Source organism: Limnobacter thiooxidans (genome assembly GCF_036323495.1).
Classification (GTDB): domain Bacteria; phylum Pseudomonadota; class Gammaproteobacteria; order Burkholderiales; family Burkholderiaceae_B; genus Limnobacter; species Limnobacter thiooxidans.
On the sequence record NZ_AP028947.1, the window covers coordinates 2,530,796 to 2,552,530 of the forward strand.

At 54.9% G+C, this 21,735-nt stretch carries 19 protein-coding genes and 1 tRNA gene; 12 read left to right on the forward strand and 8 right to left on the reverse strand.

What is annotated here, in order from left to right; genetic code table 11:
• Positions 1 to 98 precede the first annotated feature (98 nt).
• From RGQ30_RS11490 to RGQ30_RS11505, 4 genes are read left to right on the forward strand one after another with little or no spacing between them, the layout of a single operon-like run.
• Positions 99 to 482 carry a PA2779 family protein gene (locus RGQ30_RS11490; protein ID WP_338284431.1) on the forward strand — a complete coding sequence of 128 codons (384 nt, stop codon included), beginning with the start codon at positions 99 to 101 and terminating at the stop codon, positions 480 to 482.
• Positions 479 to 1,432 carry a PA2778 family cysteine peptidase gene (locus tag RGQ30_RS11495; RefSeq protein ID WP_130555783.1) on the forward strand — a complete coding sequence of 318 codons (954 nt, stop codon included), beginning with the start codon at positions 479 to 481 and terminating at the stop codon, positions 1,430 to 1,432. The genes RGQ30_RS11490 and RGQ30_RS11495 overlap by 4 nt, the downstream gene beginning before the upstream one ends.
• Entirely contained in the window at positions 1,432 to 1,698 is a 267-nt protein-coding gene (locus tag RGQ30_RS11500) for a SemiSWEET transporter (protein ID WP_130555782.1), read from the forward strand. The genes RGQ30_RS11495 and RGQ30_RS11500 overlap by 1 nt, the downstream gene beginning before the upstream one ends.
• Positions 1,699 to 1,727: 29 nt before the next feature.
• On the forward strand, positions 1,728 to 2,459 hold the full coding sequence (locus tag RGQ30_RS11505; protein ID WP_130555781.1) for an SDR family oxidoreductase: 732 nt from the start codon (positions 1,728 to 1,730) through the stop codon (positions 2,457 to 2,459).
• Between the two features lie 14 nt (positions 2,460 to 2,473).
• On the opposite strand, the gene RGQ30_RS11510 is transcribed toward RGQ30_RS11505, so the two are convergent.
• Entirely contained in the window at positions 2,474 to 3,778 is a 1,305-nt protein-coding gene (locus RGQ30_RS11510; RefSeq protein WP_130555780.1) for an NAD(P)/FAD-dependent oxidoreductase, read from the reverse strand.
• A 255-nt stretch (positions 3,779 to 4,033) separates the two neighbouring features.
• Here RGQ30_RS11510 and RGQ30_RS11515 point away from each other — a divergent pair, with 255 nt between their 5' ends.
• The 5 genes from RGQ30_RS11515 (at position 4,034) to RGQ30_RS11535 (ending at position 10,868) form a co-directional block, all read left to right on the forward strand.
• On the forward strand, positions 4,034 to 5,194 hold the full coding sequence (locus tag RGQ30_RS11515) for an efflux RND transporter periplasmic adaptor subunit (RefSeq protein WP_130555779.1): 1,161 nt from the start codon (positions 4,034 to 4,036) through the stop codon (positions 5,192 to 5,194).
• Between the two features lie 24 nt (positions 5,195 to 5,218).
• Entirely contained in the window at positions 5,219 to 8,353 is a 3,135-nt protein-coding gene (locus RGQ30_RS11520; RefSeq protein ID WP_130555778.1) for an efflux RND transporter permease subunit, read from the forward strand.
• A 1-nt stretch (position 8,354) separates the two neighbouring features.
• Complete coding sequence (locus RGQ30_RS11525) at positions 8,355 to 8,969, forward strand: TetR/AcrR family transcriptional regulator (protein ID WP_130555777.1); 615 nt, start codon at positions 8,355 to 8,357, stop codon at positions 8,967 to 8,969.
• Positions 8,970 to 9,138: 169 nt separating this feature from the next.
• On the forward strand, positions 9,139 to 10,101 hold the full coding sequence (locus RGQ30_RS11530) for a FecCD family ABC transporter permease (protein ID WP_130556933.1): 963 nt from the start codon (positions 9,139 to 9,141) through the stop codon (positions 10,099 to 10,101).
• Positions 10,098 to 10,868: an ABC transporter ATP-binding protein gene (locus tag RGQ30_RS11535; RefSeq protein ID WP_130555776.1), complete on the forward strand. Its 771-nt coding sequence runs from the start codon at positions 10,098 to 10,100 to the stop codon at positions 10,866 to 10,868. The genes RGQ30_RS11530 and RGQ30_RS11535 overlap by 4 nt, the downstream gene beginning before the upstream one ends.
• A gap of 43 nt (positions 10,869 to 10,911) precedes the next feature.
• Here RGQ30_RS11535 and cueR read toward each other — a convergent pair whose 3' ends face one another.
• Both cueR and RGQ30_RS11545 read right to left on the reverse strand, forming a co-directional pair.
• Positions 10,912 to 11,352 (reverse strand): Cu(I)-responsive transcriptional regulator, encoded by a 441-nt coding sequence (gene cueR / locus RGQ30_RS11540; RefSeq protein WP_130555775.1) that lies wholly within the window; start codon positions 11,350 to 11,352, stop codon positions 10,912 to 10,914.
• A 10-nt stretch (positions 11,353 to 11,362) separates the two neighbouring features.
• Positions 11,363 to 13,585, reverse strand: coding sequence for a heavy metal translocating P-type ATPase (locus RGQ30_RS11545; RefSeq protein WP_338284433.1), 2,223 nt, complete (start codon positions 13,583 to 13,585; stop codon positions 11,363 to 11,365).
• A 122-nt stretch (positions 13,586 to 13,707) separates the two neighbouring features.
• Between RGQ30_RS11545 and RGQ30_RS11550 the strand changes: the two genes are divergently transcribed.
• Positions 13,708 to 13,911, forward strand: coding sequence for a heavy-metal-associated domain-containing protein (locus tag RGQ30_RS11550; protein ID WP_298216332.1), 204 nt, complete (start codon positions 13,708 to 13,710; stop codon positions 13,909 to 13,911).
• 67 nt (positions 13,912 to 13,978) lie between these two features.
• Here RGQ30_RS11550 and RGQ30_RS11555 read toward each other — a convergent pair whose 3' ends face one another.
• The gene (locus tag RGQ30_RS11555) at positions 13,979 to 14,611 is read right to left on the reverse strand and encodes a class I SAM-dependent methyltransferase (protein ID WP_338284435.1); all 633 of its coding nucleotides are present in this window, start codon (positions 14,609 to 14,611) and stop codon (positions 13,979 to 13,981) included.
• Between the two features lie 143 nt (positions 14,612 to 14,754).
• On the opposite strand from RGQ30_RS11555, the gene RGQ30_RS11560 reads away from it, so the two are divergent.
• A complete protein-coding gene (locus RGQ30_RS11560) occupies positions 14,755 to 16,731 on the forward strand; it encodes an alkyl/aryl-sulfatase (protein ID WP_130555773.1) in 1,977 nt (658 codons plus the stop codon).
• A 105-nt stretch (positions 16,732 to 16,836) separates the two neighbouring features.
• Positions 16,837 to 17,271 carry a VOC family protein gene (locus RGQ30_RS11565; protein ID WP_130555772.1) on the forward strand — a complete coding sequence of 145 codons (435 nt, stop codon included), beginning with the start codon at positions 16,837 to 16,839 and terminating at the stop codon, positions 17,269 to 17,271.
• Positions 17,272 to 17,288: 17 nt separating this feature from the next.
• Here the strand turns inward: RGQ30_RS11565 and RGQ30_RS11570 are convergent, their stop codons facing one another.
• The 4 genes from RGQ30_RS11570 to RGQ30_RS11585 all read right to left on the reverse strand — a co-directional run bounded on the left by RGQ30_RS11570 (position 17,289) and on the right by RGQ30_RS11585 (position 21,637).
• Positions 17,289 to 18,626 (reverse strand): NAD(P)H-dependent oxidoreductase, encoded by a 1,338-nt coding sequence (locus tag RGQ30_RS11570; RefSeq protein WP_130555771.1) that lies wholly within the window; start codon positions 18,624 to 18,626, stop codon positions 17,289 to 17,291.
• Between the two features lie 89 nt (positions 18,627 to 18,715).
• On the reverse strand, positions 18,716 to 19,117 hold the full coding sequence (locus RGQ30_RS11575; RefSeq protein ID WP_130555770.1) for a low affinity iron permease family protein: 402 nt from the start codon (positions 19,115 to 19,117) through the stop codon (positions 18,716 to 18,718).
• 326 nt (positions 19,118 to 19,443) lie between these two features.
• A tRNA-Ser gene (locus RGQ30_RS11580) sits at positions 19,444 to 19,534 on the reverse strand.
• 57 nt (positions 19,535 to 19,591) lie between these two features.
• On the reverse strand, positions 19,592 to 21,637 hold the full coding sequence (locus RGQ30_RS11585) for a VC_2705 family sodium/solute symporter (RefSeq protein ID WP_130555769.1): 2,046 nt from the start codon (positions 21,635 to 21,637) through the stop codon (positions 19,592 to 19,594).
• Between the last annotated feature and the right edge of the window lie 98 nt (positions 21,638 to 21,735).

Below are 21,735 nucleotides of genomic sequence, written 5' to 3' on the forward strand. Positions count from 1 at the left end.
GCGGCGTTCCTCGTTTGGTTGACTCGCATCAAACAAGCACCAATGCTTGTTTAGGCCTATGATGACCTTTCCCACACACAAGAATGATGGAGAATAAAATGACCAAAACCATGCGCGCCACTTCAATGGCTGTTTTGCTGAGCTTTTCAAGCAGCTTTATTGTTGCCCCCGCTCATGCTGCCATTGTGAGCACAGAACAGGCTGTTGCAATGCACCAGCAAGATCGTTCTGAACTCAAACAGTTTTTTGATCGTGAAGAAATCGCCACTGCCCTTCAAGCACACGGCGTAAGCGCTGAAGCTGCCAAAGCCCGTGTCGACGCCATGACCGAAGAAGAAGCCCAGAAGCTGGCTGCACACATTGAGAACGCACCTGCAGGTGCCGGTATTGTTGGTGTACTATTTACTGTCTTCATTATTCTGTTGGTAACCGACATTCTTGGCTTGACCAAGGTGTTTCCGTTTACCCGATCCGTTCGATGAAATTGAGTTTTTCCAGTAAAAACTGGACCCGCCTGGCGGGTTCAGCAATTCTTGCAGGGGCTTTGTCAGGGTGTTCACTGCTGCCAACTGTCCCGCAGGAATTGCAAAGCACAGTCCAGACACAAGCGCCCATTGAACTCAAAGACGTGCCTTTTTATGCACAGGAAGAGTTCTATTGCGGACCATCCACATTGGCCATGGTGTTGACCCATGCCGGTGAAAAAACATCGCCAGACGAATTGGCCGAACTGGTTTACCTGCCCGGCAGGCAAGGCACGCTGCAGCTTGAAATGCTGGCGGCGCCCCGTCGCCTGGGCTACCTCAGCTATCAGATTGACCCCAAACTGCCAGCACTGTTTGATGCCCTGAATGCAGGCACGCCGGTTGTGGTGTTGCTCAATCTCTCACTGCAGATCGCACCCATGTGGCATTACGCCGTGGTGGTGGGCTATGAGCCTGAGAGCAAAAACCTGATTTTGAGATCTGGCCCCAAAGAACGTGACCTCATTCCCATGGCCACTTTTCTGAAACTTTGGGAACGATCCGAGAACTGGGGTTTCACAGTCATCAAGCCGATCGATTCACCGCCCGCGTATGTCAACGCCCAGAATTATCTGAATTCTGCTGTCGCGCTGGAGCGGTCCAGCCCTGAAAACGCTGGTAAAGCCTATCAGCAGGGTGCAAAAACCTGGCCGCAGGAACCATGGTTTCATTTTGGGTTGGGCAACTTGGCCTTCAATGCCCAAAATTATGCTGAAGCCGAACAAAACTATCGCAAGGCCGTGGGCGTTTATCCCGACATGGCCGATGCGTGGAATAACCTGGCTGAAGCCCTGATCAAGCTCGACAAGAAAAGTGAAGCAAGAGCGGCCATCAACAAGGCCATTGCACTGGGTGGAAACCGGGTTGCCGTATACAAGGAAACTGCCCAGAAGATCCCGGCGGAATAATGCAGGCTGATTGGGCACAGGCCTTGGGCTTCCTGGCGGCGGTATTGACCACCGTGTCTTTCGTACCCCAAGTGATCTATTGCTGGAAAACACGCGACACCCAAAGTATTTCCTTGGGCATGTATGCGTGCTTTTCTTTGGGTGTATTGCTTTGGTTGATTTACGGCCTGTTGGTTGAACAATGGCCGGTGGTGTTTGCCAATGCAATCACCCTGGTGCTGGCATCCTCCATCCTTTATTTGAAAATCAAACAACCCGATCAATAACCCAATAAGTAACCCCCAAAGCATCAATCATGATCAAGGCTGTTTTAACCGGGCATAGCAAAGGTTTGGGTTTGGGCATTGCCCAAAGCCTGTTGGCCAGGGGCTACCCGGTGCTCGGGCTTTCCCGGTCAATCCATGCCGAACTTCAAAAGCAATTTCCAACGCTGTTACAGCAACTGCCTGTGGATTTGGCGGAACACGCGGCCTTGCAGGAATTACTCGCTGGCGAAGCGCTGCCAGAATTCATGGCAAATGCAACGCAGCTGCTATTGATCAACAATGCGGGCCTGGTGTCGCCCATCGGGCCGTTGAGTGTGCAGCCTGCCAGCGACATTTCCCGCAGCATGCAATTGAATGTGACCACGCCTTTGGTGCTGAGTGCGCACATCACACAACTTCTGAAAGTAGACCAACAGTTGCGGGTTCTGCATGTTTCAAGCGGTGCCGGGCGCAGTGCCTACCCGGGCTGGAGCGTGTATTGCGCCAGCAAGGCTGCGCTGGACATGCATGCGCAGGCCACGCAACTGGACAAGCTGGAGCAGGTCAGGATTTTCAGCCTGGCACCGGGTGTGATCGACACCGACATGCAGGCCCAGATACGAGACACTGATGAAGCCCTGTTCCCCAACAAAAAGCGCTTTGAAGAATTGAAAAGCACACAGCAACTGAGCAGCCCCAAGCAAACTGGCGAACGCTTGGTCGACTACCTGCTGAGCCCGAAATTTGGCAGCCTGGCTGTGGACGACCTGCGCTCGCACTAAGTTAGCTCAATAAGTTAGTGCAGCTTGACCAGGGGGGTGGCGCGCTTCACCAAGAAACGCGCCATGGCCAGCAGGAAGGTTTTCATTCCGCCCAACACTGCGTAGTGGTGCATCAAATGCAGGCTGGCATACATGGCCCGCGCAAAAAACCCATCCACAAACATGCTGCTGGCCTTGAACAGCCCGCCCATCAAACTGCCTACCGAACTTCGAGAGCCCAGTGAAACCAAAGACCCGTGGTCTTTGTACAAATAAGGCTTGGTAAGGGGTGATTTGCCCTGCTCCTGCCGCATGACCGCGTCATAAATGTAATCCGCCTGCTGGTGCGCAGACTGCGCCCTTGGGGGCACCATCCTGCCATCCGGCTGTTCGCAGGCTGCGCAATCGCCCAGTGCAAAAATAGCGGTTTGCCCTTTCACCCGCAAGTCGCCCTGCACTTCCAGCTGGTTGTTCCGGTTCACCGGCAAGCCCAGTTCAGCCAGCCAGGCCGGTGCTTTGATACCGGCGGCCCAGACACACAAATCTGCCTTGTACAGGTTGCCATTGGCGTCTTCAACCTGCCGCGCCGTAATTTCCACGACCTTGCAGTTGTTCACCACCTTGATGAACCGCTGCTCCAAAAGGCGCAATGCTGCGGTAGAAACGGTATCGGGCAATACGGGCAAAATGGTGGGTGCGCCTTCGAGAATCGTGATGTTGACATCCCGCGTGGCATTGATGCGGCTAAAACCGTAGCGGCTGTGAACATGGCTGGCCTCACGCAACTCGGCAGCCAGTTCGACACCTGTTGCACCCGCACCAATAATCACAATGTCCAGGCTTGCAGAAGGGTTGTCTTTCTTGCGCATGTCCAGTGTTGCCAGTTGCTTGAGCATCTTCAGGCGGAAGCCTTCGGCCTGCTGGGGACCGTCCAGCGAAATGGTGAAATCTTGTGCACCCTTGACGCCAAAGTAATTCGACTGGCTACCCACAGAGATCACCAGCGTTCCAAACTGCAACACGCGCTTGGGCAATACTTCTTCGCCTGCATCGTCCAGCACCGCTGAAATGGTGACTTCCTTTTTGGCGGAGTCCAAACCCTGCATGGCACCCAGTACGAAATTGAAATCACTGTTGTGCGCCAGCATGGGGTAGGACAATCCTTCCTGGTGAATGTCCAGCGTGCCGGCAGCCACTTCATGCAAGGACGGTTTCCAGATGTGGTACATCTTCGAATCCACCAAAGTGACGCGTTCAGGGCCCAGCTTTCGGCCCAACTTGCAGGCCAATTCCAGCCCACCTGCACCACCACCCACGATCAAAATTGATGAAAGATCCAAAACATTCCTCCCGGAAATAAACAGTGCATGACCCTGTTAAGGGTAAACGTGAAATAGTGCAATATTCATTCCGAGGGCCGGTTTTCACAAAGTCCTTCCTCCAAGACATTGACTTGGTGTTTAACCTGATTTGACACTCCAAGCTTTTCAATGAAAAATGAACGTTCATTCAGAATCCGTGTCTATGTGTTGTTCCGGGGTGGATAAAGTCCAAACCCGCGCAAGTCTGCATCGTTCAATATTTGGGGTAGTACCATGATTTACAACAAAAAAAGTACATTCGGCATTGGCGTCTTGCTGACTGCTGGCACGCTGGTTCTGACCGGCTGCGGCAGTCAAGAAGGCGGTGCAAATGCAGCAGCCACACCTAGCTTGCCCAAAGTGCGTGTACTGGAAGTAGCCGCCAAACCCGTGTCGCTTTACACCGAACTGCCCGGGCGCACCAGCCCTTACCTGATCGCGGAAGTGCGGCCGCAGGTCAACGGTATTGTGAAGGCCCGGCAGTTCAAGGAAGGCAGCGATGTCAAAGCGGGGATGTCGCTTTACCAGATTGATGCGTCAACCTATCAAGCCGAGTTCGCCAGCGCAAAAGCCATGCTTGAAAAAGCACAGGCCAACCTGACCAGCGCACAGATTCGCAATGATCGTTTTCAGGAACTGGCCAAACAGAATGCAGTCAGCCAACAGGAACGTGACGATGCTTTTGCCGCACTCAAGCAGGCAGAAGCAGACGTGGCTGCGGGCAAGGCTGCCGTTCAAACTGCGCAGATCAACCTGAACTACACCAAGGTCACTGCCCCCATTAGCGGGCAAATTGGGCGATCCAGCGTCACCGCAGGTGCATTGGTGCAACAGGGGCAACCCGGCGCCATGGCCACCATTCAGCAACTTGACCCAATTTATGTGGACTTGACACAGTCCACCACCGAGTTGCTACAACTGAAACGCGACCTTGAAAGTGGCGTTCTGAAAAGTGCTGGCAAGGATGCTGCAAAAATCACGCTGAAACTGGAAGACGGCTCCGACTATGCACAGGAAGGCAAACTGCAGTTCAGCGATGTCACCGTGGACCAGAACACCGGCACAGTCACCTTGCGCGCTGTATTCCCCAACCCCAAACAGCAGTTATTGCCTGGCATGTATGTGCGTGCATCGCTTGAAGAAGGCATTCGGGAAAATGGCATCCTTGTGCCCCAAAAAGGGATTGTGCGTGACGCAACCGGTGAGCCTTCAGCGTTCGTTTTGAACGCCGAGAACAAGGTTGAAAAACGCAGTGTGAAAACTGCCAGGGCCATGGGCGACCAATGGCTGATCGCGGAGGGTCTTCAAGCTGGGGACCGGATGATTGTCGAGGGTATTCAGAAAATTCGCCCCGGACAGCAAGTGGAAATACTTTCCGACACAGACACCAAATAATCACCGCCTGGCAGGAGTAGTACCATGTCCCGATTTTTTATTGATCGCCCGATTTTTGCCTGGGTCATCGCCATTGTCATCATGCTGGCCGGTGTGCTGGCCATTACCAGCTTGCCGGTGGCACAGTACCCCGCGATTGCTCCACCGGCAGTGACCATTTCCGCCACCTACCCCGGTGCGTCTGCTGAAACACTTCAGGACTCAGTTACTCAGGTGATTGAACAGCGCATGACGGGCCTGGATGGCCTGCGTTACATGAAGTCCACCAGCGACTCCACGGGCAGGCTTCGCCTTGAACTGACGTTTGAACCCGGCACCAACCCCGACATTGCACAGGTGCAGGTTCAGAACAAACTGAGCCTGGCCACCGCCCTGTTGCCCAGTGCCGTGCAACGCCAGGGTATTCAGGTGACAAAAAGTTCGGCGGGTTACCTGCTGGTCATTGCATTTACCGCAGTGGATGGGGCCTTTACATCCACCGAACTGGCCGACTTCATTACCTCCAATGTTCAAGACACCATGAGCCGTGTCAACGGTGTGGGCGAGGTGCAGGTGTTCGGTAGCCCGTATGCCATGCGCATCTGGATGAACCCGGAGAAAATGAGCCAGTTCAAGATCACCCCGGGTGATATTCGCAGTGCAGTTCAAGCCCAGAATGCGCAGGTTTCAGCCGGTGAACTGGGTGCGGCACCAGCCGTGAAAGGGCAATCACTGACAGCCACCATCACCGCGCAAAGTCTGCTGGAAACCCCGGAAGATTTTCAACAAATTGTATTGAGAACCACCGCCGATGGGGCAAGCGTGCGCCTGAAAGATGTGGCCCGCATTGACTACGGCAGTGAAAACTACACCACCCTGCCCCGCTGGAATGGCCGAAATGCCTCGGGTATTGGTATCCGCCTGGCTTCCGGTGCCAATGCGCTGGACACGGCTGAATCGGTGATCAAGGAAATGGAGCGCATCACGCCGCTGATTCCGGAAGGCATGGAATGGGACATCGCCTACGACACCACCCCGTTTGTAAAAATTTCAATTGAAGGCGTCGTGAAAACGCTGATCGAGGCCATCATCCTGGTGTTCCTGGTGATGTACCTGTTCTTGCAGAATTTCCGCGCCACGCTGATCCCAACGATTGCGGTACCCGTGGTGTTGCTGGGTACCTTTGCCGTGCTGTCCGCATTCGGATTTTCAATCAACACATTGACCATGTTTGCCATGGTGCTGGCCATTGGCCTGCTGGTGGACGACGCCATTGTGGTGGTTGAAAACGTGGAACGCGTGATGGCAGAAGAAGGCCTCTCACCACTGGAAGCCACCCGCAAATCCATGGACCAGATCACCGGCGCGTTGATCGGTATTGGATTGGTACTTTCTGCCGTGTTTGTACCCATGGCATTTTTCCCGGGCTCGGCTGGTGTCATTTACAAGCAGTTTTCCATCACCATTGTGTCAGCCATGGCGCTGTCGGTGATTGTGGCTTTGGTGCTCACGCCCGCCCTGTGTGCCACCATGTTGAAGCCCATTGAAAAAGGCCACAGCCACGAAAAGAAAGGATTCTTTGGCTGGTTCAACCGAAAGTTCGATGCCAGCAGCGCGCGTTATCAAGGTGTGGTTGGCAAAATGCTGCACAAGTCAGGCCGCTACCTGATCATCTATGGTGGCTTGCTGGCGGTGACTGCCTTCATGTTTACACGCCTGCCCACGTCCTTCTTGCCTGATGAAGACCAAGGCGTGTTTTTCACCCAGGTTCAACTGCCTGCTGGCGCAACCCAGGAACAAACGCTGGCCGTGCTCGCCAAGATGGAAGACTACTTCTTGAACAAGGAAGGTGCAAACGTGAAGTCCCTGTTCACCGTGGCCGGTTTCAGCTTCTCGGGCACTGGCCAGAATTCAGGCATTGGCTTTGTTCGCTTGCGCGACTGGGGCGAACGGCCTGGCAAGGAAAACTCGGCCGCTGGTATTGTTCAGCGTGCATCAAAAGAGTTTGCAAGCTGGCCAGAAGCGCAGGCCTTTGCCTTTGCTCCACCCCCAATTCGGGAACTGGGCAATGCGCTGGGCTTTAACCTGTTCATTCAGGACCGTACCGGGCTGGGTCGCGACGCCTTGCTGCAAGCCAGAAACACCATGATTGCCGAAGCGGCGAAAAACCCGGTTCTCACTGGCGTTCGACCCAACGCACAGGAAAACACACCGCAATACCAACTGGACATCGACAACGCCAAGGCCGGTGCGCTGGGTGTTTCCGTGGCTGAAATCAGCGACACCCTGACATCAGCCTGGGGCGGCAGCTTCATCAATGACTTCCTGGACAGGGGCCGTGTGAAACGTGTTTACATGCAAGCCGACGCGCCTTACCGCATGCTGCCTGAAGACCTGAACCGCTGGTATGTGCGCAATGGTCAGGGTGAAATGGTGCCCTTTGGTAACTTTGCATCGGCGCAATGGACCATGGGCTCGCCCCGACTGGAACGCTACAACGGTCTGCCTGCCGTGGAAATTCAAGGACAGGCCGCACCAGGCATGAGTTCGGGCGACGCCATGAATGCGATGGAAGACATTGCAGCCAACTTGCCTGAAGGCTTGGGCATTGAATGGACTGGCCTGTCGTATGAAGAAAGGCAATCCGGCTCGCAGGCCCCCTTGCTGTACGCGCTGTCGCTGTTGATTGTGTTCCTGTGCCTGGCTGCCTTGTATGAAAGCTGGTCCATTCCGTTTGCGGTCATGCTGATTGTGCCGCTGGGTGTGGTGGGTGCACTGGTGGCAGCCAGCAGCCGCGGTTTGGCCAACGACGTGTACTTCCAGGTGGCACTGCTGACCACCGTCGGTCTGTCTGCGAAAAACGCCATTCTGATTGTGGAATTTGCCAAGGAAGAATACGAGAAAGGCCTAGATTTGCTGGACGCCACACTGGTGGCTGTGCGCATGCGTTTGCGCCCGATCCTGATGACTTCGCTGGCGTTTGGTTTGGGTGTAGTGCCCTTGGCCATTTCAACGGGCGCAGGTTCAGGCAGCCAGAACGCGATTGGTACCGGCGTGTTGGGTGGCACCATTTCTGCCACAGTTCTGGGTATTTTCTTTGTGCCCCTGTTCTTCGTGGTGGTGACCCAGATGTTCAGCAAAAAGCGGGCGGAAAAGAAAGCTGCCACCGTGGGGGAATGAGATGAACCAGGAGACTAAAAACCAGGAGGCGAAAAACCTGGTGAACAAAGCCGAGCTTCGGCGCCAGCAAATTCTGGATGCCGCGGCAGAATGCTTTCGAAAAAGTGGTTTTCATGGCGCCAGCATGTCGGAGATTGCGAAGTCGTTCGGCATGAGCGCCGGGCACATTTACAACTACTTCGACAGCAAGGAAGCCATCATTGAGGCCATGGTCAAACGCGACATGGATCATTCGCTTGAACGCATTGCGAAAATTCAGGGTGAGAAAGATATCCTGAAAGCCATGCTGGGCACCGTGGATGAAGGGGTACAACGCCGCATTGACCGCAGTGAATTGGACACGGAAATTCTGGCGGAAGCTGCCAGAAATCCGAAAATTGCAGCTACTGTGCAGTGTACCGATGCGGTGATCCGCGACAAGGTTACCCACCTGATCCGGGGCATTCAGCCCGATCAAAAAACGCCGCCATGTGAACTCAGCCTGGCGGCCAAGTCCACCCTGTTGATGGCACTGTTTGACGGGTTACAAATCCGCGCCATTCGAGACCCCAACATGAAAGCCGACGACGTGGGCCGTGTCTTGAAAACCGTCATTCAGCAGATGCTTCAAAGCTGATTGCGCCCGCAAAGCGCGAGGCGAGTCGGGTGCGGTATACTCGGCTTCGTTCCCACCGCTTTGCGACAAGCGCCCCATGCCACGTTCCACGTTGCCTCCCGAATTAAAGCCACATCGGCAAACGCCCTTGCCAGGGTTTTTGCATGCGCTTTTGCCTGCTTTGTTTCCTATGTGCCTGCTGGCTCTTGTCGGCCTGGCCGCCTTGTCTCTGACCCTGGGTGCCTACCCGGTCAATCTTGCCGACAGTCTGCGTGCCTTGCTGGGCCACGGCGACTCCATGTCAGTTCAGGTGATTCAGGACATTCGCCTGCCCCGCACACTGGGCGCCATCTTGGGTGGTGCAGCGCTGGCTGCAGCGGGCACCGCGTATCAAATGCTGTTTCGCAACCCGCTGGTGTCGCCAGACATTCTCGGGGTGTCATCCGGTGCTGGCCTGGGTGCGGTACTGGGCCTGTTTCTGGGCTTGCCCATGTTGGGCGTGCAGGGCCTGGCCTTTGCGGGTGGCGTGCTTGCGGTACTGCTGGTGATCGCCTTGGGCAAAGCCCTTCAGCACACCGATAAAACACTGGTGTTGGTGCTGACCGGCGTGGTGCTGGGTGCACTGGCCGGGGCACTGACCTCGCTGTTGAAAATTCTGGCCGACCCTTACGACCAACTGCCCGCAATCACTTTCTGGCTGCTGGGCAGTTTGAGTGGCCTGCAGATGGACGAGGTTTGGGCCATTGCCCCTGTGGTGGTGTTCGCTTGCGCCGCACTGTACCTGCTGCGCTGGCGAATGAATGTACTCAGCCTGCCGGAAGCCGAAGCGCAGGCCCTGGGTGTGCCTGTGAAGCCACTTCGCATCGCCGTGATTGCGCTGGCCACAGTGATGACCAGTGCAGTGGTGTCGGTCACCGGGGTGATTGGCTGGATAGGCCTGCTGATACCCCATGCAGCACGTTTGATGGTGGGCCCCAGCCTGGCTCGCCTGCTGCCCGTGTCCATTGTGCTGGGTGCCCTGTTTCTGTTGCTGGTCGACACGGCTTCGCGCAGTTTTGGCGATGTTGAAGTGCCACTGGGTATTCTCACCGCGCTGGTGGGCGCACCGTTTTTTCTGGGCCTTTTGCTGAAACGTGCGGGGGCCGCACAATGAGTCTTCGCGCTGAAAACCTGTCAGTGGGCCATGGCGGCTGTGCGGTGGTTGAGCACATTGATTTTGAGTTGGCCGCGGGTGAAATACTTTGTTTGCTAGGGCCCAATGGCAGTGGCAAAAGTACCCTGATCAAAACCCTGCTGAACCTGCTTGCACCCTGTGCAGGGCGCGTGCTGGTGAACAACACGGATGTCAAACAGTGGCAAGCAAATCAACTGGCCCGCCACTTGGCCTATGTGCCGCAAAGCCATGCCAACAGCCTGGGTTTCACCGTGGGCGACACGGTGCTGATGGGCCGCACCCACCAGTGGGGGCTGTTTGGTGGGCCAAGCCAGGTCGACTACCAAGCGGTGGATGAAGTGCTTGAACAACTGGGCATAGCCAGTTTGAAACCACGCAATTTCAGCCTGCTTTCAGGTGGGCAACAACAACTGGTGTTGATTGCGCGGGCCCTGTGCCAAGGCGCACAAACGCTGGTGCTGGATGAACCCACCGCCAACCTGGACTTTGCCAATGCGGCGAAGGTAATGCACACGCTGGCACAACTGGCCGCAAAGGGCAAAAGCGTGGTGCTCAGCACGCACAACCCGCAAGACGCCCTGGGCATCAATGCCACAGTGTGCATGCTCAAAGACCGCACCGTGTTGGCCTTGGGGCCTGCACGGCAGGTTGTGACTTCCGACCATTTGACGCGGCTTTACGGCCTGCCAATCACAGTCAGCAACACGGCGTTAGGCCACCTGGCTGTGGTACCACATGGGTTGTAGTTCGGGGACTGTAATTCGGGGGCTGAAGTTCGGGCCCTGTAGCTCAAGAAGCAAGGCCCTCAAGTATTGGGCAGTCGGGGCGGGAATCGCCCTTGCAGCAGCCCACCAAGCGCTCAAGCTCGGCTTTCATGGCATTCAACTCGCGAATTTTGTCATTCAATGCACTCAAATGGGATTGAGCAAGCTTCTTGACTTCACGGCTTGGGCGTTCCCTGTCCTGCCAAAGCGCGAGCAGTTCTTCAATCTGCTTGATTGAAAAACCCAGATCACGTGAATGGCGGATAAAGCGCAGCACATGCACATCGCGCTGGGTGTACAAGCGATAACCCGCCAAGGTACGGGCTGCTTCATTGAGCAAACCCACCTGCTCGTAGTGGCGAATCATTTTTGCGGAAATACCCGATTCGCTTGCGGCCTCGCCAATCGTGAAATGACGTGTGTCGTTGTTGGTCTTGTTTTTTTCTATTGTACTTTTGATGCTCATTTCACACTCCTTACTGGGGTTTCCAGTTGCGCAACATCAAGGCATTGGTGACCACGCTGACTGAACTCAAGGCCATGGCCGTGCCAGCCAGCACAGGGTTCAAATAGCCCAACGCCGCCAGCGGAATGCCAACCGCGTTGTACACAAAAGCCCAAAACAGATTCTGTTTGATCTTGTTGTAGGTGCGCCGTGAAATGTCGATGGTGTGGGCCACCAAACCGGGGTCGGCACGCATCAGCGTGATGTCCGCAGTGTGCATGGCCACGTCTGTTCCAGTGGACATGGCAAAGCTGACATCAGCCGCTGCCAAAGCGGGTGCATCGTTGATGCCGTCGCCCACCATGGCCACCACCTGGCCCGAACTTTTCAAGGCCGCCACAGCTTGGGATTTGTCGCCAGGCAGTTGTTCCGCCAGGGTGTGTTGAATACCCAAGCTGGACGCCACACGGTCTGCGCTGGCTTGCGTGTCGCCGGTCAACAGCACGGTGTGCACCTTCAAAGCATGAAGTGAACTGACTGCGCTTTGGGCACTGGCTTTCAGTTCATCCCCAAAAGCCAATACGCCCAGCAAGCGAACGCCGCCCTCAGCCTGCTCAGCCACCCAGGACCGAGTGGATGCACTGGGCTGCAAAGCGGCTGTCCGCTTTTGCAGGCTGGCCCCATCCTCACCTGTGGCACCCAGCTCGTCCATCCAGCGCAGCGTACCCACGTACACGCGCACCGGGCCACCTAGTGCATTGACCTGCGCCGACAAACCTTTGCCCGGCAGGTCTTGCAAATCGGAAGCTTCAAGCACCGCTACCCCCTCTTGCTCGGCTCGGGTTTTTACCGCACTGGCCAAGGGGTGCATGCTGCCTACTTCCACAGCTGCGGCCTTGGCCAACAGTTCGGCATGTTCGCCATGCACAGCCTCGTACTGAATCAGGGTGGGTTTGCCAACTGTCAACGTACCGGTTTTGTCGAACACCACGGTTTGAATGCGGTGTGCCAGTTCAAGCGCCTGTGCGTCTTTGATCAAGATGCCGTGGCGCGCAGCCACGCCAGTGCCCGCCATGATCGCGGTGGGTGTGGCCAAACCCAAGGCACAGGGGCAAGCAATCACTAGCACCGCAACCGCGTTCAGAATAGCGACTTCCCAAGGGTTTTCGCCACCGCCCAGCAAGCCCCAGGCCAACAAGGTGCACAAGGCCACCACCAGCACAACAGGCACAAAAACGGCACTGACCTTGTCAACCAGCTTTTGAATGTCGGGCTTGGCAGCCTGCGCGTCTTCCACCAAGCGAATAATGCGGGCCAGGGTGGTTTCCGCACCCAGCGCCGTGGTTTGAATGTGCAGCACACCATCCAGGTTCACCGCACCACCCGTCACTTTCGCACCCATCGATTTCATGACCGGTTCGCTTTCACCGGTGATCAAGGCTTCATCAACATGGCTGCTGCCTTTCTTCACCTGGCCATCCACCGGAATTCGTTCACCGGGGCGCACCACCACTTCATCATTCAATTGCAAGTCGGCCATGGCCAAGGTGTATTCAACTCCGTTTCTCAGCACACGCGCAGTGTCGGGCCGCAAGGCTTGCAAGGCCGAGATGGCTGCCGTGGTTTGCCGCTTGGCGCGGGCCTCAAGCCACTTGCCCAACATCACCAAGGTAATCACTGCGCTGGACGCTTCAAAATACAGGTGTTCGCTGCCCTGCCCAATCAGGTAAACCGACAAGCCAAACGCTGCGGATGTGCCCATGGCCACCAGCAAATCCATGTTGCCTGTTCGGTTCCTGATTGCATTCAAACCTGCACGGTAAAAGCGCCCCCCCAAACAGAATTGAACAGGAATGGCCAGCAGCAATTGCAGCCAGCCGGGCAACATCCAATGTTGGTCAAACGGCATGGCCACCATGGGCAACACCAGGGGTAAGGTCAACAGGGCGGCCAGTAGAACCGAGATGCCTTCGCCAAGGCCCTGCGGTTGCGCGTGTGTGGCCGCTGGGTATTCACCGGTTTTGTCACCAGCCAGGTTGAGAATTTCAGCCTCGTAACCAGCATTGATGACAGCCTGGGCAATGGCTTGGGGCGTGGCGGGTGAGCTGAATTCCACCTGTGCCTTTTCAGTGGCCAAATTCACAGTGGCGCTTTGAACGCCTTGCACTTTAAGCAACGCCTTTTCAACGGCAGATGAACACGAGGCGCAGCTCATAGAGCCCACCGACAAATTCAGGGTGTTGTATTGGGACACGGCATTCTCCGTTGAACAATGACCACAGCTTGAACCTTCCCATGATGTCAAAGTCAATGGCTTGACCTTACCACGATTGGAAGCCTTAAACTACAGGCGTCAATCAACCTTTGGAGAACAACATGATTGTGAAACTGGCTGTTGAAAAAATGAAATGCGGTGGTTGTTCAGCCAATGTTGAACGTGCGGTGAAGGCTCAGGACCCTTACGCGCAGGTGGAAGTTGACCTGGCGGAAAAACGGGTGCGCATTGAAAGCGAGGTGCCAGCGGAGCGCATGGTGAAGGCCATCAGCGACGCAGGCTTTCCTGCGCACGTGATTGCTTGAAAACTTGAAAGCTTGTGAAACCAAAACATGGGGCGGTATGTTGAACATTGATTGCTGCCTGAAAAATTCAATGTTCTGAATACGCCTCGCCCCAGTAATTGTAGGTAAATGCCTTTGGGCCCGGCACGTACATAGTTTCGATCTCGTTAACCTGAAAACCACCTGCCTTCAGCAAGACCGGAATATCGCGGTTCAAATGGCAACCCCCCGCCAATTTGCCCCACACGGGTTGCAATCGGTTCTGGGTGTTGCGCACGTCTTCATCAGGTGCCACGCCATGCTCACAAAACAGCAACTTGCCACCAGGCTTTAATACGCGGCGCATTTCCTTCAAGGCCTGCACAGGTTCAGGGATGGTGCACAGGGTGTAGGTCATCACGATGGTGTCAATGCTGGCATCATCAAGTGGAATTTTTTCCGCGGGCAAGCCCATCAACTCAACACTCAGACCAGTGGATTGAATACGCTTTTTAGCAAGCCGGTGCATTTGCATGGCTGGGTCCAGCCCGATGATTTTCTCAACCTTGTCGGCGTTGTAGTGCCGCATGTTCAAGCCGGTACCAATACCAATTTCAAGCACCTGGCCGGTGGCCTTGGGCACCACCTTCTGGCGTTGCCGGTTAATGGCTTTCATGCCACAGGCGAAGTCGAGCAAAGTCGGCAATACATGTCGATCATACAGTTCAGCAAACAGTCCCAATTTTTTGTCCCCTGCAGGTAGTTTTGTTTGAATTCAGGCAAAACACATGATGGCATGCACCGTGTCACTTTTGTGCTGTAATACCCAAAACAAGACAAAGCGAATGCCAAGCCATTCGCCAAAAAAACAAATTCGGAGACAGCATGGAATCACCACGAGCCTGGGCATCGCTTGCCCTTATTGGTCTGATTGGCCTGATCAGTACCGCCTGTTCAAAAGCCCCTACGGCCCTGGATACAAACAGCGCCGCCTCGGAATTCACCCAGGCATTTCACGCAGAGGTTGCCCAGAACACCGACCTGGTGGATGCAGCCAACAACGCCGATGCCCGCAAAGGCTTGATCGCAAAACCCACAGGCAAAGTCACCAATGACGCGGGTGAAGTCATTTGGGACTACGACGAATTCAATTTCATTGAAGGCAAGTCGCCTGGCACAGTCAACCCCAGCTTGTGGCGACAAGCCAGCCTGAACAACCAGATCGGCCTATTCAAGGTGGCCGACCGAATTTACCAGTTACGTGGTTTCGACTTGTCGAACATGACACTGATTGAAGGCAAGACCGGCTGGATCGTGGTGGATGTATTGACCAGCGAAGAAACCGCGCGTGCAGCCATGGCCTTTGCCCGCAAACACCTGGGCGACAAACCTGTCACAGCCATTGTGTTCACCCACAGCCACGTGGACCACTTTGGTGGGGCATTGGGCGTGCTCAGTGCCGAGCAGGTGCAAGCGCAGAACATCCCGGTGGTGGCCCCGGTGGGCTTCATGGAAGAGGCCACCAGCGAGAACCTGCTGGTGGGCATGGCCATGGCCCGGCGCTCGGTGTACATGTATGGCAAACGCCTGCCCCGCAGCCCTGAAGGCTTGGTCGACAATGGCTTGGGCAAAGCCGTGGCCTATGGCAAGGTGGGCATTTTACCGCCCACGGTGGTGGTAACGGAATCAAAGGAAACCCACACCCTGGACGGGCTGGAATTCATGTTCCACAACGTGCCCGGTAGTGAAGCACCTTCCGAGTTCGTGTTCTATGTGCCTGAACTGAAAGCTTTTGGCAGCGCTGAATTGTTTGGCCACACGCTGCACAACATTTACACACCGCGTGGTGCCAAAGTACGCGATGCATTGAAGTGGGCGACATACATGGACGAGGCGATTGCCTACGCCGGCAATGCCGAGGTGATGTTTCACCAGCACAACTGGCCGGTGTGGGGCAGCGAGAATGTGCGCAATTTCATGGAAAAACAGCGCGACACTTACCGCTTCATTCACGACCAAACCGTGCGCCACATGAATGCGGGTTTGACGTCTGCAGAGATTGCTGAAAAGGTGGTGATGCCCCATTCCCTGCACAGTTTCCTGAGCGGGCGTGGTTACTACGGCACGCTGTCCCACAATGTTAAAGCGGTGTACCAGTTCTACATGGGCTGGTTCGATGCAAACCCGGCCAACCTGAATCCACTGCCCCCTGTTGAATCAGCCAAACGCTACGTGGATCTGGCGGGTGGCATGGATTCCCTGCTGAGCAAAGCGGAAGTGGCCGTGAAAAAAGGCGAGTACCGTTGGGCAGCTGAACTGCTGAAACATGCCGTGTATGCAGACCCCGACAACTCAAAAGCCAAAACACTTCTTGCACAAAGTTTCGACCAGATGGGCTACATGGCCGAATCAGCGCCATGGCGCAACTTTTACCTGACGGGGGCACTGGAATTGCGGGAAGGTGGTTACAGCGAAGGCTTCAAGCGCAACATGTTTCTCGACATGCTGAAACACACGCCCACCCCACGTTTTCTGGAAGGCATGGCGGCGGCACTGAACAGCGAAAAAGCTGAAAACGTCGACATTCAAATCAACCTGGTGTTTTCAGACACCAATGAAAGTTACGTGCTTCACATTCACAACAGCGTTTTGCATCACAAAGCCAGCAAGCCTGACCCTAACTCTGCTGTCACATTGACCTTGAGTAAACCGTTTTTCCTGAACATGATGACCGGCGAAGCGGGAGCGGCTGAACTGCTGTTTTCCGACCAAACAAAGATAGATGGAAGCACTTTGAAACTTGGACAGTTCTTCGGCATGCTGGACAAGCCCACAGGCAACTTCAACATTGTGACGCCTTGATGGGCTGGCATGTCCACCCGCATTATTCGGGTTTCCACGATTGGCTGGGAAACCCGAACAACCTTATAGTGGTTGAATAATCAATCGTTTCAATGGGTCATTCTGATGGCAGCCACGCATTCCACACTTCAACCTTTTCACCTGGCGTTTCCTGTCACTGACATTGCCGTGGCGCGAAAATTCTATGGCGAGGTCATTGGTTGCGAAGAAGGCCGAAGTGCGCCCCACTGGGTGGACTTCAACTTTTATGGCCATCAGCTTGTGGCCCATCTGGCCCCGGACGAAGTGGGCTGCAAGGCCAACAGTAGCGTGGACGGCCACGCCGTGCCTGCCAAACATTTTGGTGTGATTTTGAACATGGACCAGTGGAACGAATTGGCCGACCGCCTGAAGGCGGCGGGCACAACATTCGTGATTGAACCTTACATCCGGTTCAAGGGCCAAGTAGGCGAACAGGCGACCATGTTTTTCATGGACCCCTGCGGCAATGCCCTGGAATTCAAGGCATTTGCCAACATGGATCAGATTTTTGCCAAGTAAGTTTTCAGTGTTTGATTTCAAACATTGAACGTGCCCTCCATTTCGCGGCGGAACTTCACCGCCGTGGAAGTGGCGTCAAAAGCCACGTCTGCCCAGCCAACGGGCTGGCCTGCCTTCACGGGTTTTAGCAGCTTCACACCATGCGCCAAGCCCAAGGGCAAACCACCCAGCGCGATGGATTCCTGCGCAGGCATCAACTTGCCGTATACAGTGTAGCCGCCTTCCCCGTCCAGCATTTCACCGGCCTGCAAATCACGCTTCGCGGTGGCCACCACGTCACCATGCCAACAAATCGGTGCACCCGTGGCTTCATGGCGCAGGCCAATCGAAGCCACTGAAATTCCAAGTTCCAGACCAATCAAATGAAAGGGCTTGTACATGCTTGAATACTGGCCGCTGGGGTCAGTAATCAATCCATATTCCTTGAAGCAACGGGCCACGTAATCGCTGTCTGCGGCGAAGGTCACGTACACGCCCCAACGCAAGTCCCGAAACACCGGGCGGGTGTCACGTTCCACACTGGAAATCACCTCCACCTGCCCCCGTTGATCCAGAATGCCACCATGTTCTTTGGGCTTCAGAATTCGCGCAAGGTCATCAACACCCACCGCCGGAAACTTCAAACCGCTGGGTGCAGCCAGGCCAGTTGCATTGGCCACTGCCGCCATTTCAATCGCACTTTTGGTACCGTCCAGAAAACTGTTGAACATTTGTGCATTCATGCCGCCCTTGGCCGCGTCTTCGGCTGTCAGCCCATAGTGGTTCCACACCGTGTCAGGTGTGCTTTCATGATAGGTGGGCAGGTACTTGGTGCCCTTTCCTGCAGCCACCACGGAAAAGCCAGCGGCGCGCGCCCAATCCACCATTTCAAAAATCAGTGCTGGTTGGTCGCCATAGGCCAGTGAATACACAATGCCCGCTTCATCGGCCTTGCGTTTCAACAGCGGGCCAGCCAGTGCGTCGGCTTCCACGTTCACCATCACAATGTGTTTCTTGAATTCGCAGCAGGCCAGCACGTGGGCAATGCCCACTGCGGGGTTGCCAGTGGAATCGATGATGATGTCCACAAACGGCGATTCGATCAGCTTCATGCCGTCTTCGATGATAGCTGTATTGCCAAGTCGGGCTGCCTGTTCCAGCGACGCAGCACTGTAGGCGTCTTCTTTCCAGCCCACATTGCTCAACGCCGCCTTGGCACGGGTGGGCGACAAATCGGCAATGCCCACCATGTGAATGCCGGGCGTGCGTGGCACCTGGGAAAGATACATCGAACCAAATTTGCCGGCACCGATCAGGCCAACGCGCAATGGCTTGCCTTCAGCAGCACGTTGCTGAAGTTTTGAAAATAGGTTCATGGTGGGCCCGTGGAGTCGAAAAGGTTGTCGCAGAGAATAACCTGCATGGCCAAATCTGCAACACCCGAATAATCCCTAGGCTGCGTGTATTACTGGGTTGAAGACTGCTTTTCCGGCTCACACCCTTTTCTCGCGCTCATCCAGATGTCTTCCCGAATTTTCCTGATTTCTTCTTCATCTTTCTCTTCCATGTCAATCAGCTGGTTTCGGGCCTTGCTCGATACACGTATCAGTTCTTCAAGCTTCACCTGAATGGCTTCAGTGTCCCGATTCTGCGTGTTTTGAATCAGGAAAATCATCAGGAAAGTGATGATGGTGGTGCTGGTATTGATCACCAGTTGCCAGGTTTCACTGAAGTCGAAAAACGGACCACTAATAGCCCAGATCACCACGATTGAAACAGCCCCCATGAATACATAAGAATTACCGGCAATTTCGGCCGTAAACTTTGCCCATCTTGAATAGGCTTGTTTAAGCGACTTTTTCTTCATCTTTTGGAATCCGTAATTGGTTGGGTGGTTCATCGTGCTTGGCCCAAAGATCAAGCCGACGTTTAGACAGAAAGACCGAATGTTGTCACGCCAATTTACAGAGAAAGGAAATCAGAAGATGTAGGACTATTTTGACTTGAAAGGTCAGATGTTTCTGACGGGAACTTGTTTTCATAGGGAAGGCGTGCAGTGTCTTGCTTGGTATCTCTGGAAAGGGTGTATGAATGCCCCTGTCGCGCAAGGTGAGCCATATAAGGGGGCTTTGCTTATATCCCCGCCTTGAAATGAAAAAAGCCCTGAACTAAGTTCAGGGCTTCTCAAATTGGTGGCGGAGAGAGGGGGATTCGAACCCCCGATAGGCTATTAACCTATACACGCTTTCCAGGCGTGCGACTTAAACCACTCATCCATCTCTCCGCGGTAAGCGCGAGAGTATAGCAAAGAACCATCCGCTAATCCAGCACGAGGCTACTTTCATTCACATTCAGGCAAACGCAGCACACGCATCACTGCCGGGGCTTCGTCCTTGCGCCCACCCTTCAGCGAGGCAATCACCATGGCCACCGCACTCAAGGGAATAGTCAGAATACCCGACGCAACACCGCTGAATGCGCCCGCCTGCAGAGCGTCCAGGTTAAACAGGGCCATGAACGAGGAATTGGTCAATGCCAGAAACAGACTTGAACTCACAAAACCTGTGCCCATTGCCCACAAAGCGCCCCGCCGTGTTGCCCCGCTCCAGAAGATGCCCGCCACCAAAGGCACAAACAGACTGGAAGCGGCCAGCGCAAAGGCAGAGCCCACCAGCACCACGATATTGCCGGGTTGAAGGCTCGTGATCCACGCTGCCAGCAAGGCGGCACTTAGCAGCGCGATTTTCGACATGGTCACTCGCCGCTGGGCCGTGGCGTCCGGGTTGAGAATTCGGTAATACAAGTCGTGCGACAGGCTGCTGGCAATGGCCAGCAACAGGCCATCGGCAGTGGACAATGCGGCTGCCAGCCCGCCTGCCGCGATCAAACCCGACAGAAAAAACGGCATGCCTGCAATTTCAGGGGTAATCAGCACCAAAATATCGGGGCTCAAACCAATTTCTGCAAACTGCACCACACCATCCTGGTTCACATCCTGCAAAGTTGCCAGACCAGGTATAACCCGCGACCAAGCCGCCACCCAGTTGGGCACGTCGCTGTAACTCAAGCCCACGAGGTTTTCATACACCACCACTTTGGCCATCAAACTCAGCCAAGGCGACGCAAGATAAACTCCCAGAATACAGGCTAGTGCAACAGCCACTGACCACCGTGTTTGCGAGGCATTGGGCGTCGTGAAGAAACGAACAATCAAATGTGGCAAGGCCACCGTACCGCACATCAGGGTAAAAGCCACCGCCAGAAAATTCAGGGACTCACCCCAATCCGATAAACCCGAATCGTCTCGCGTAGAACCAAAATGCGGCACACTGGCCTTGACCTTGTCCAGGTAACGCTGCTTTTCCTGGCTCCAGCGCTTTTTTGCTTCCTGCGAGTCTTTAGGGAAACTGGTCAGCACGCGCTCGGCTGCCTTGATTTCCTGAAAGGTTGATCCATCGTAACGGGCCAGTTCCAGATTCTTGCGACGTGCTTCGTACCCTTCCGCCCAGGAGGACGGCAAGGTATCAATCAACAACTGGTAACGATCCGCCTCGCGAAGGTACAAACTGCGCACTTCAGATTCCGCCGGGTCAGCAAAAAACTTGCGTTCCTGTGCGCGCACGTATTCCGGAAAACTGACAGGTCCGGCTTCAGCGTAACGCTCACTCGCGCCTTTGCCTGTAAAACCGACCAATGCAACCACCGTGATGAGCATGGTCAGAATCATGACAATGTACTGCGCCACCGCAGTCCAGGTCACGGCCCGCATGCCACCCAAAAATGAACATACCAGAATACCGGCCAAACCAAAAAACACACCAATCCCGAACTCAACGCCCGCAAACCGGGATGTAATCAAACCGACGGCGTAAATTTGCGCAATCACATAAACAAAGGAAATACTGACAGTCACCAAAATGCAGATCAGCCGAACAACACGGCCTTTGTCGTCCCCTGCGTAGCGGGCCGCGAGAAAATCCCCCACGGAGAAAAATGCAAATTTGCGCAGGTAAGGTGCAATTAACAACGCAATCAGTACAAATCCGCCTGTCCATCCCACAAGCAAGGCCAAGGCTTCGAAACCACTGTAAAACAGAGTGCCGGCAACACCCAAAAAGGACGCTGCACTCATCCAATCCGCAGCAGTTGCCATGCCATTGTAGGCGGCAGGCACAGTGCGGGAAGCCACGAAATATTCATACATGTCAGACGTGCGGCTGAGCAAGCCAATCACCGCGTAGGCACCAAAAGTAATGAATATGAAAAAGTAGCCAATCCACTGTCTGCCAATGCCATAGCTTTCCATGGCAGCGGCCACGCCGATGCAAACCAGAAAACCCAAGGTCAGTACCGAAAAAAACCGTGTCAAGGTCGTGGTGAAACTCATCGACAAACCCCGGACATACAGAATCCTTCAAACGAAAAAAACCAGTCCACCGAGGTGGAACTGGTTTTCAAGTAACCGGGCACATCCCCTTTCACGGA

What these genes read in the sequence shown, in the direction of transcription:
- RGQ30_RS11585 (WP_130555769.1), bottom strand. Translation starts at nt 21,637, where the DNA reads ATGAGTTTCACCACGACCTTGACACGGTTTTTTTCGGTACTGACCTTG.
- RGQ30_RS11535 (WP_130555776.1), top strand. Translation starts at nt 10,098, where the DNA reads ATGAGTCTTCGCGCTGAAAACCTGTCAGTGGGCCATGGCGGCTGTGCG.
- RGQ30_RS11515 (WP_130555779.1), top strand. Translation starts at nt 4,034, where the DNA reads ATGATTTACAACAAAAAAAGTACATTCGGCATTGGCGTCTTGCTGACT.
- RGQ30_RS11505 (WP_130555781.1), top strand. Translation starts at nt 1,728, where the DNA reads ATGATCAAGGCTGTTTTAACCGGGCATAGCAAAGGTTTGGGTTTGGGC.
- RGQ30_RS11520 (WP_130555778.1), top strand. Translation starts at nt 5,219, where the DNA reads ATGTCCCGATTTTTTATTGATCGCCCGATTTTTGCCTGGGTCATCGCC.
- RGQ30_RS11565 (WP_130555772.1), top strand. Translation starts at nt 16,837, where the DNA reads ATGGCAGCCACGCATTCCACACTTCAACCTTTTCACCTGGCGTTTCCT.
- RGQ30_RS11570 (WP_130555771.1), bottom strand. Translation starts at nt 18,626, where the DNA reads ATGAACCTATTTTCAAAACTTCAGCAACGTGCTGCTGAAGGCAAGCCA.
- RGQ30_RS11490 (WP_338284431.1), top strand. Translation starts at nt 99, where the DNA reads ATGACCAAAACCATGCGCGCCACTTCAATGGCTGTTTTGCTGAGCTTT.
- RGQ30_RS11560 (WP_130555773.1), top strand. Translation starts at nt 14,755, where the DNA reads ATGGAATCACCACGAGCCTGGGCATCGCTTGCCCTTATTGGTCTGATT.
- RGQ30_RS11500 (WP_130555782.1), top strand. Translation starts at nt 1,432, where the DNA reads ATGCAGGCTGATTGGGCACAGGCCTTGGGCTTCCTGGCGGCGGTATTG.
- RGQ30_RS11495 (WP_130555783.1), top strand. Translation starts at nt 479, where the DNA reads ATGAAATTGAGTTTTTCCAGTAAAAACTGGACCCGCCTGGCGGGTTCA.
- cueR (WP_130555775.1), bottom strand. Translation starts at nt 11,352, where the DNA reads ATGAGCATCAAAAGTACAATAGAAAAAAACAAGACCAACAACGACACA.
- RGQ30_RS11550 (WP_298216332.1), top strand. Translation starts at nt 13,708, where the DNA reads ATGATTGTGAAACTGGCTGTTGAAAAAATGAAATGCGGTGGTTGTTCA.
- RGQ30_RS11525 (WP_130555777.1), top strand. Translation starts at nt 8,355, where the DNA reads ATGAACCAGGAGACTAAAAACCAGGAGGCGAAAAACCTGGTGAACAAA.
- RGQ30_RS11530 (WP_130556933.1), top strand. Translation starts at nt 9,139, where the DNA reads ATGTGCCTGCTGGCTCTTGTCGGCCTGGCCGCCTTGTCTCTGACCCTG.
- RGQ30_RS11575 (WP_130555770.1), bottom strand. Translation starts at nt 19,117, where the DNA reads ATGAAGAAAAAGTCGCTTAAACAAGCCTATTCAAGATGGGCAAAGTTT.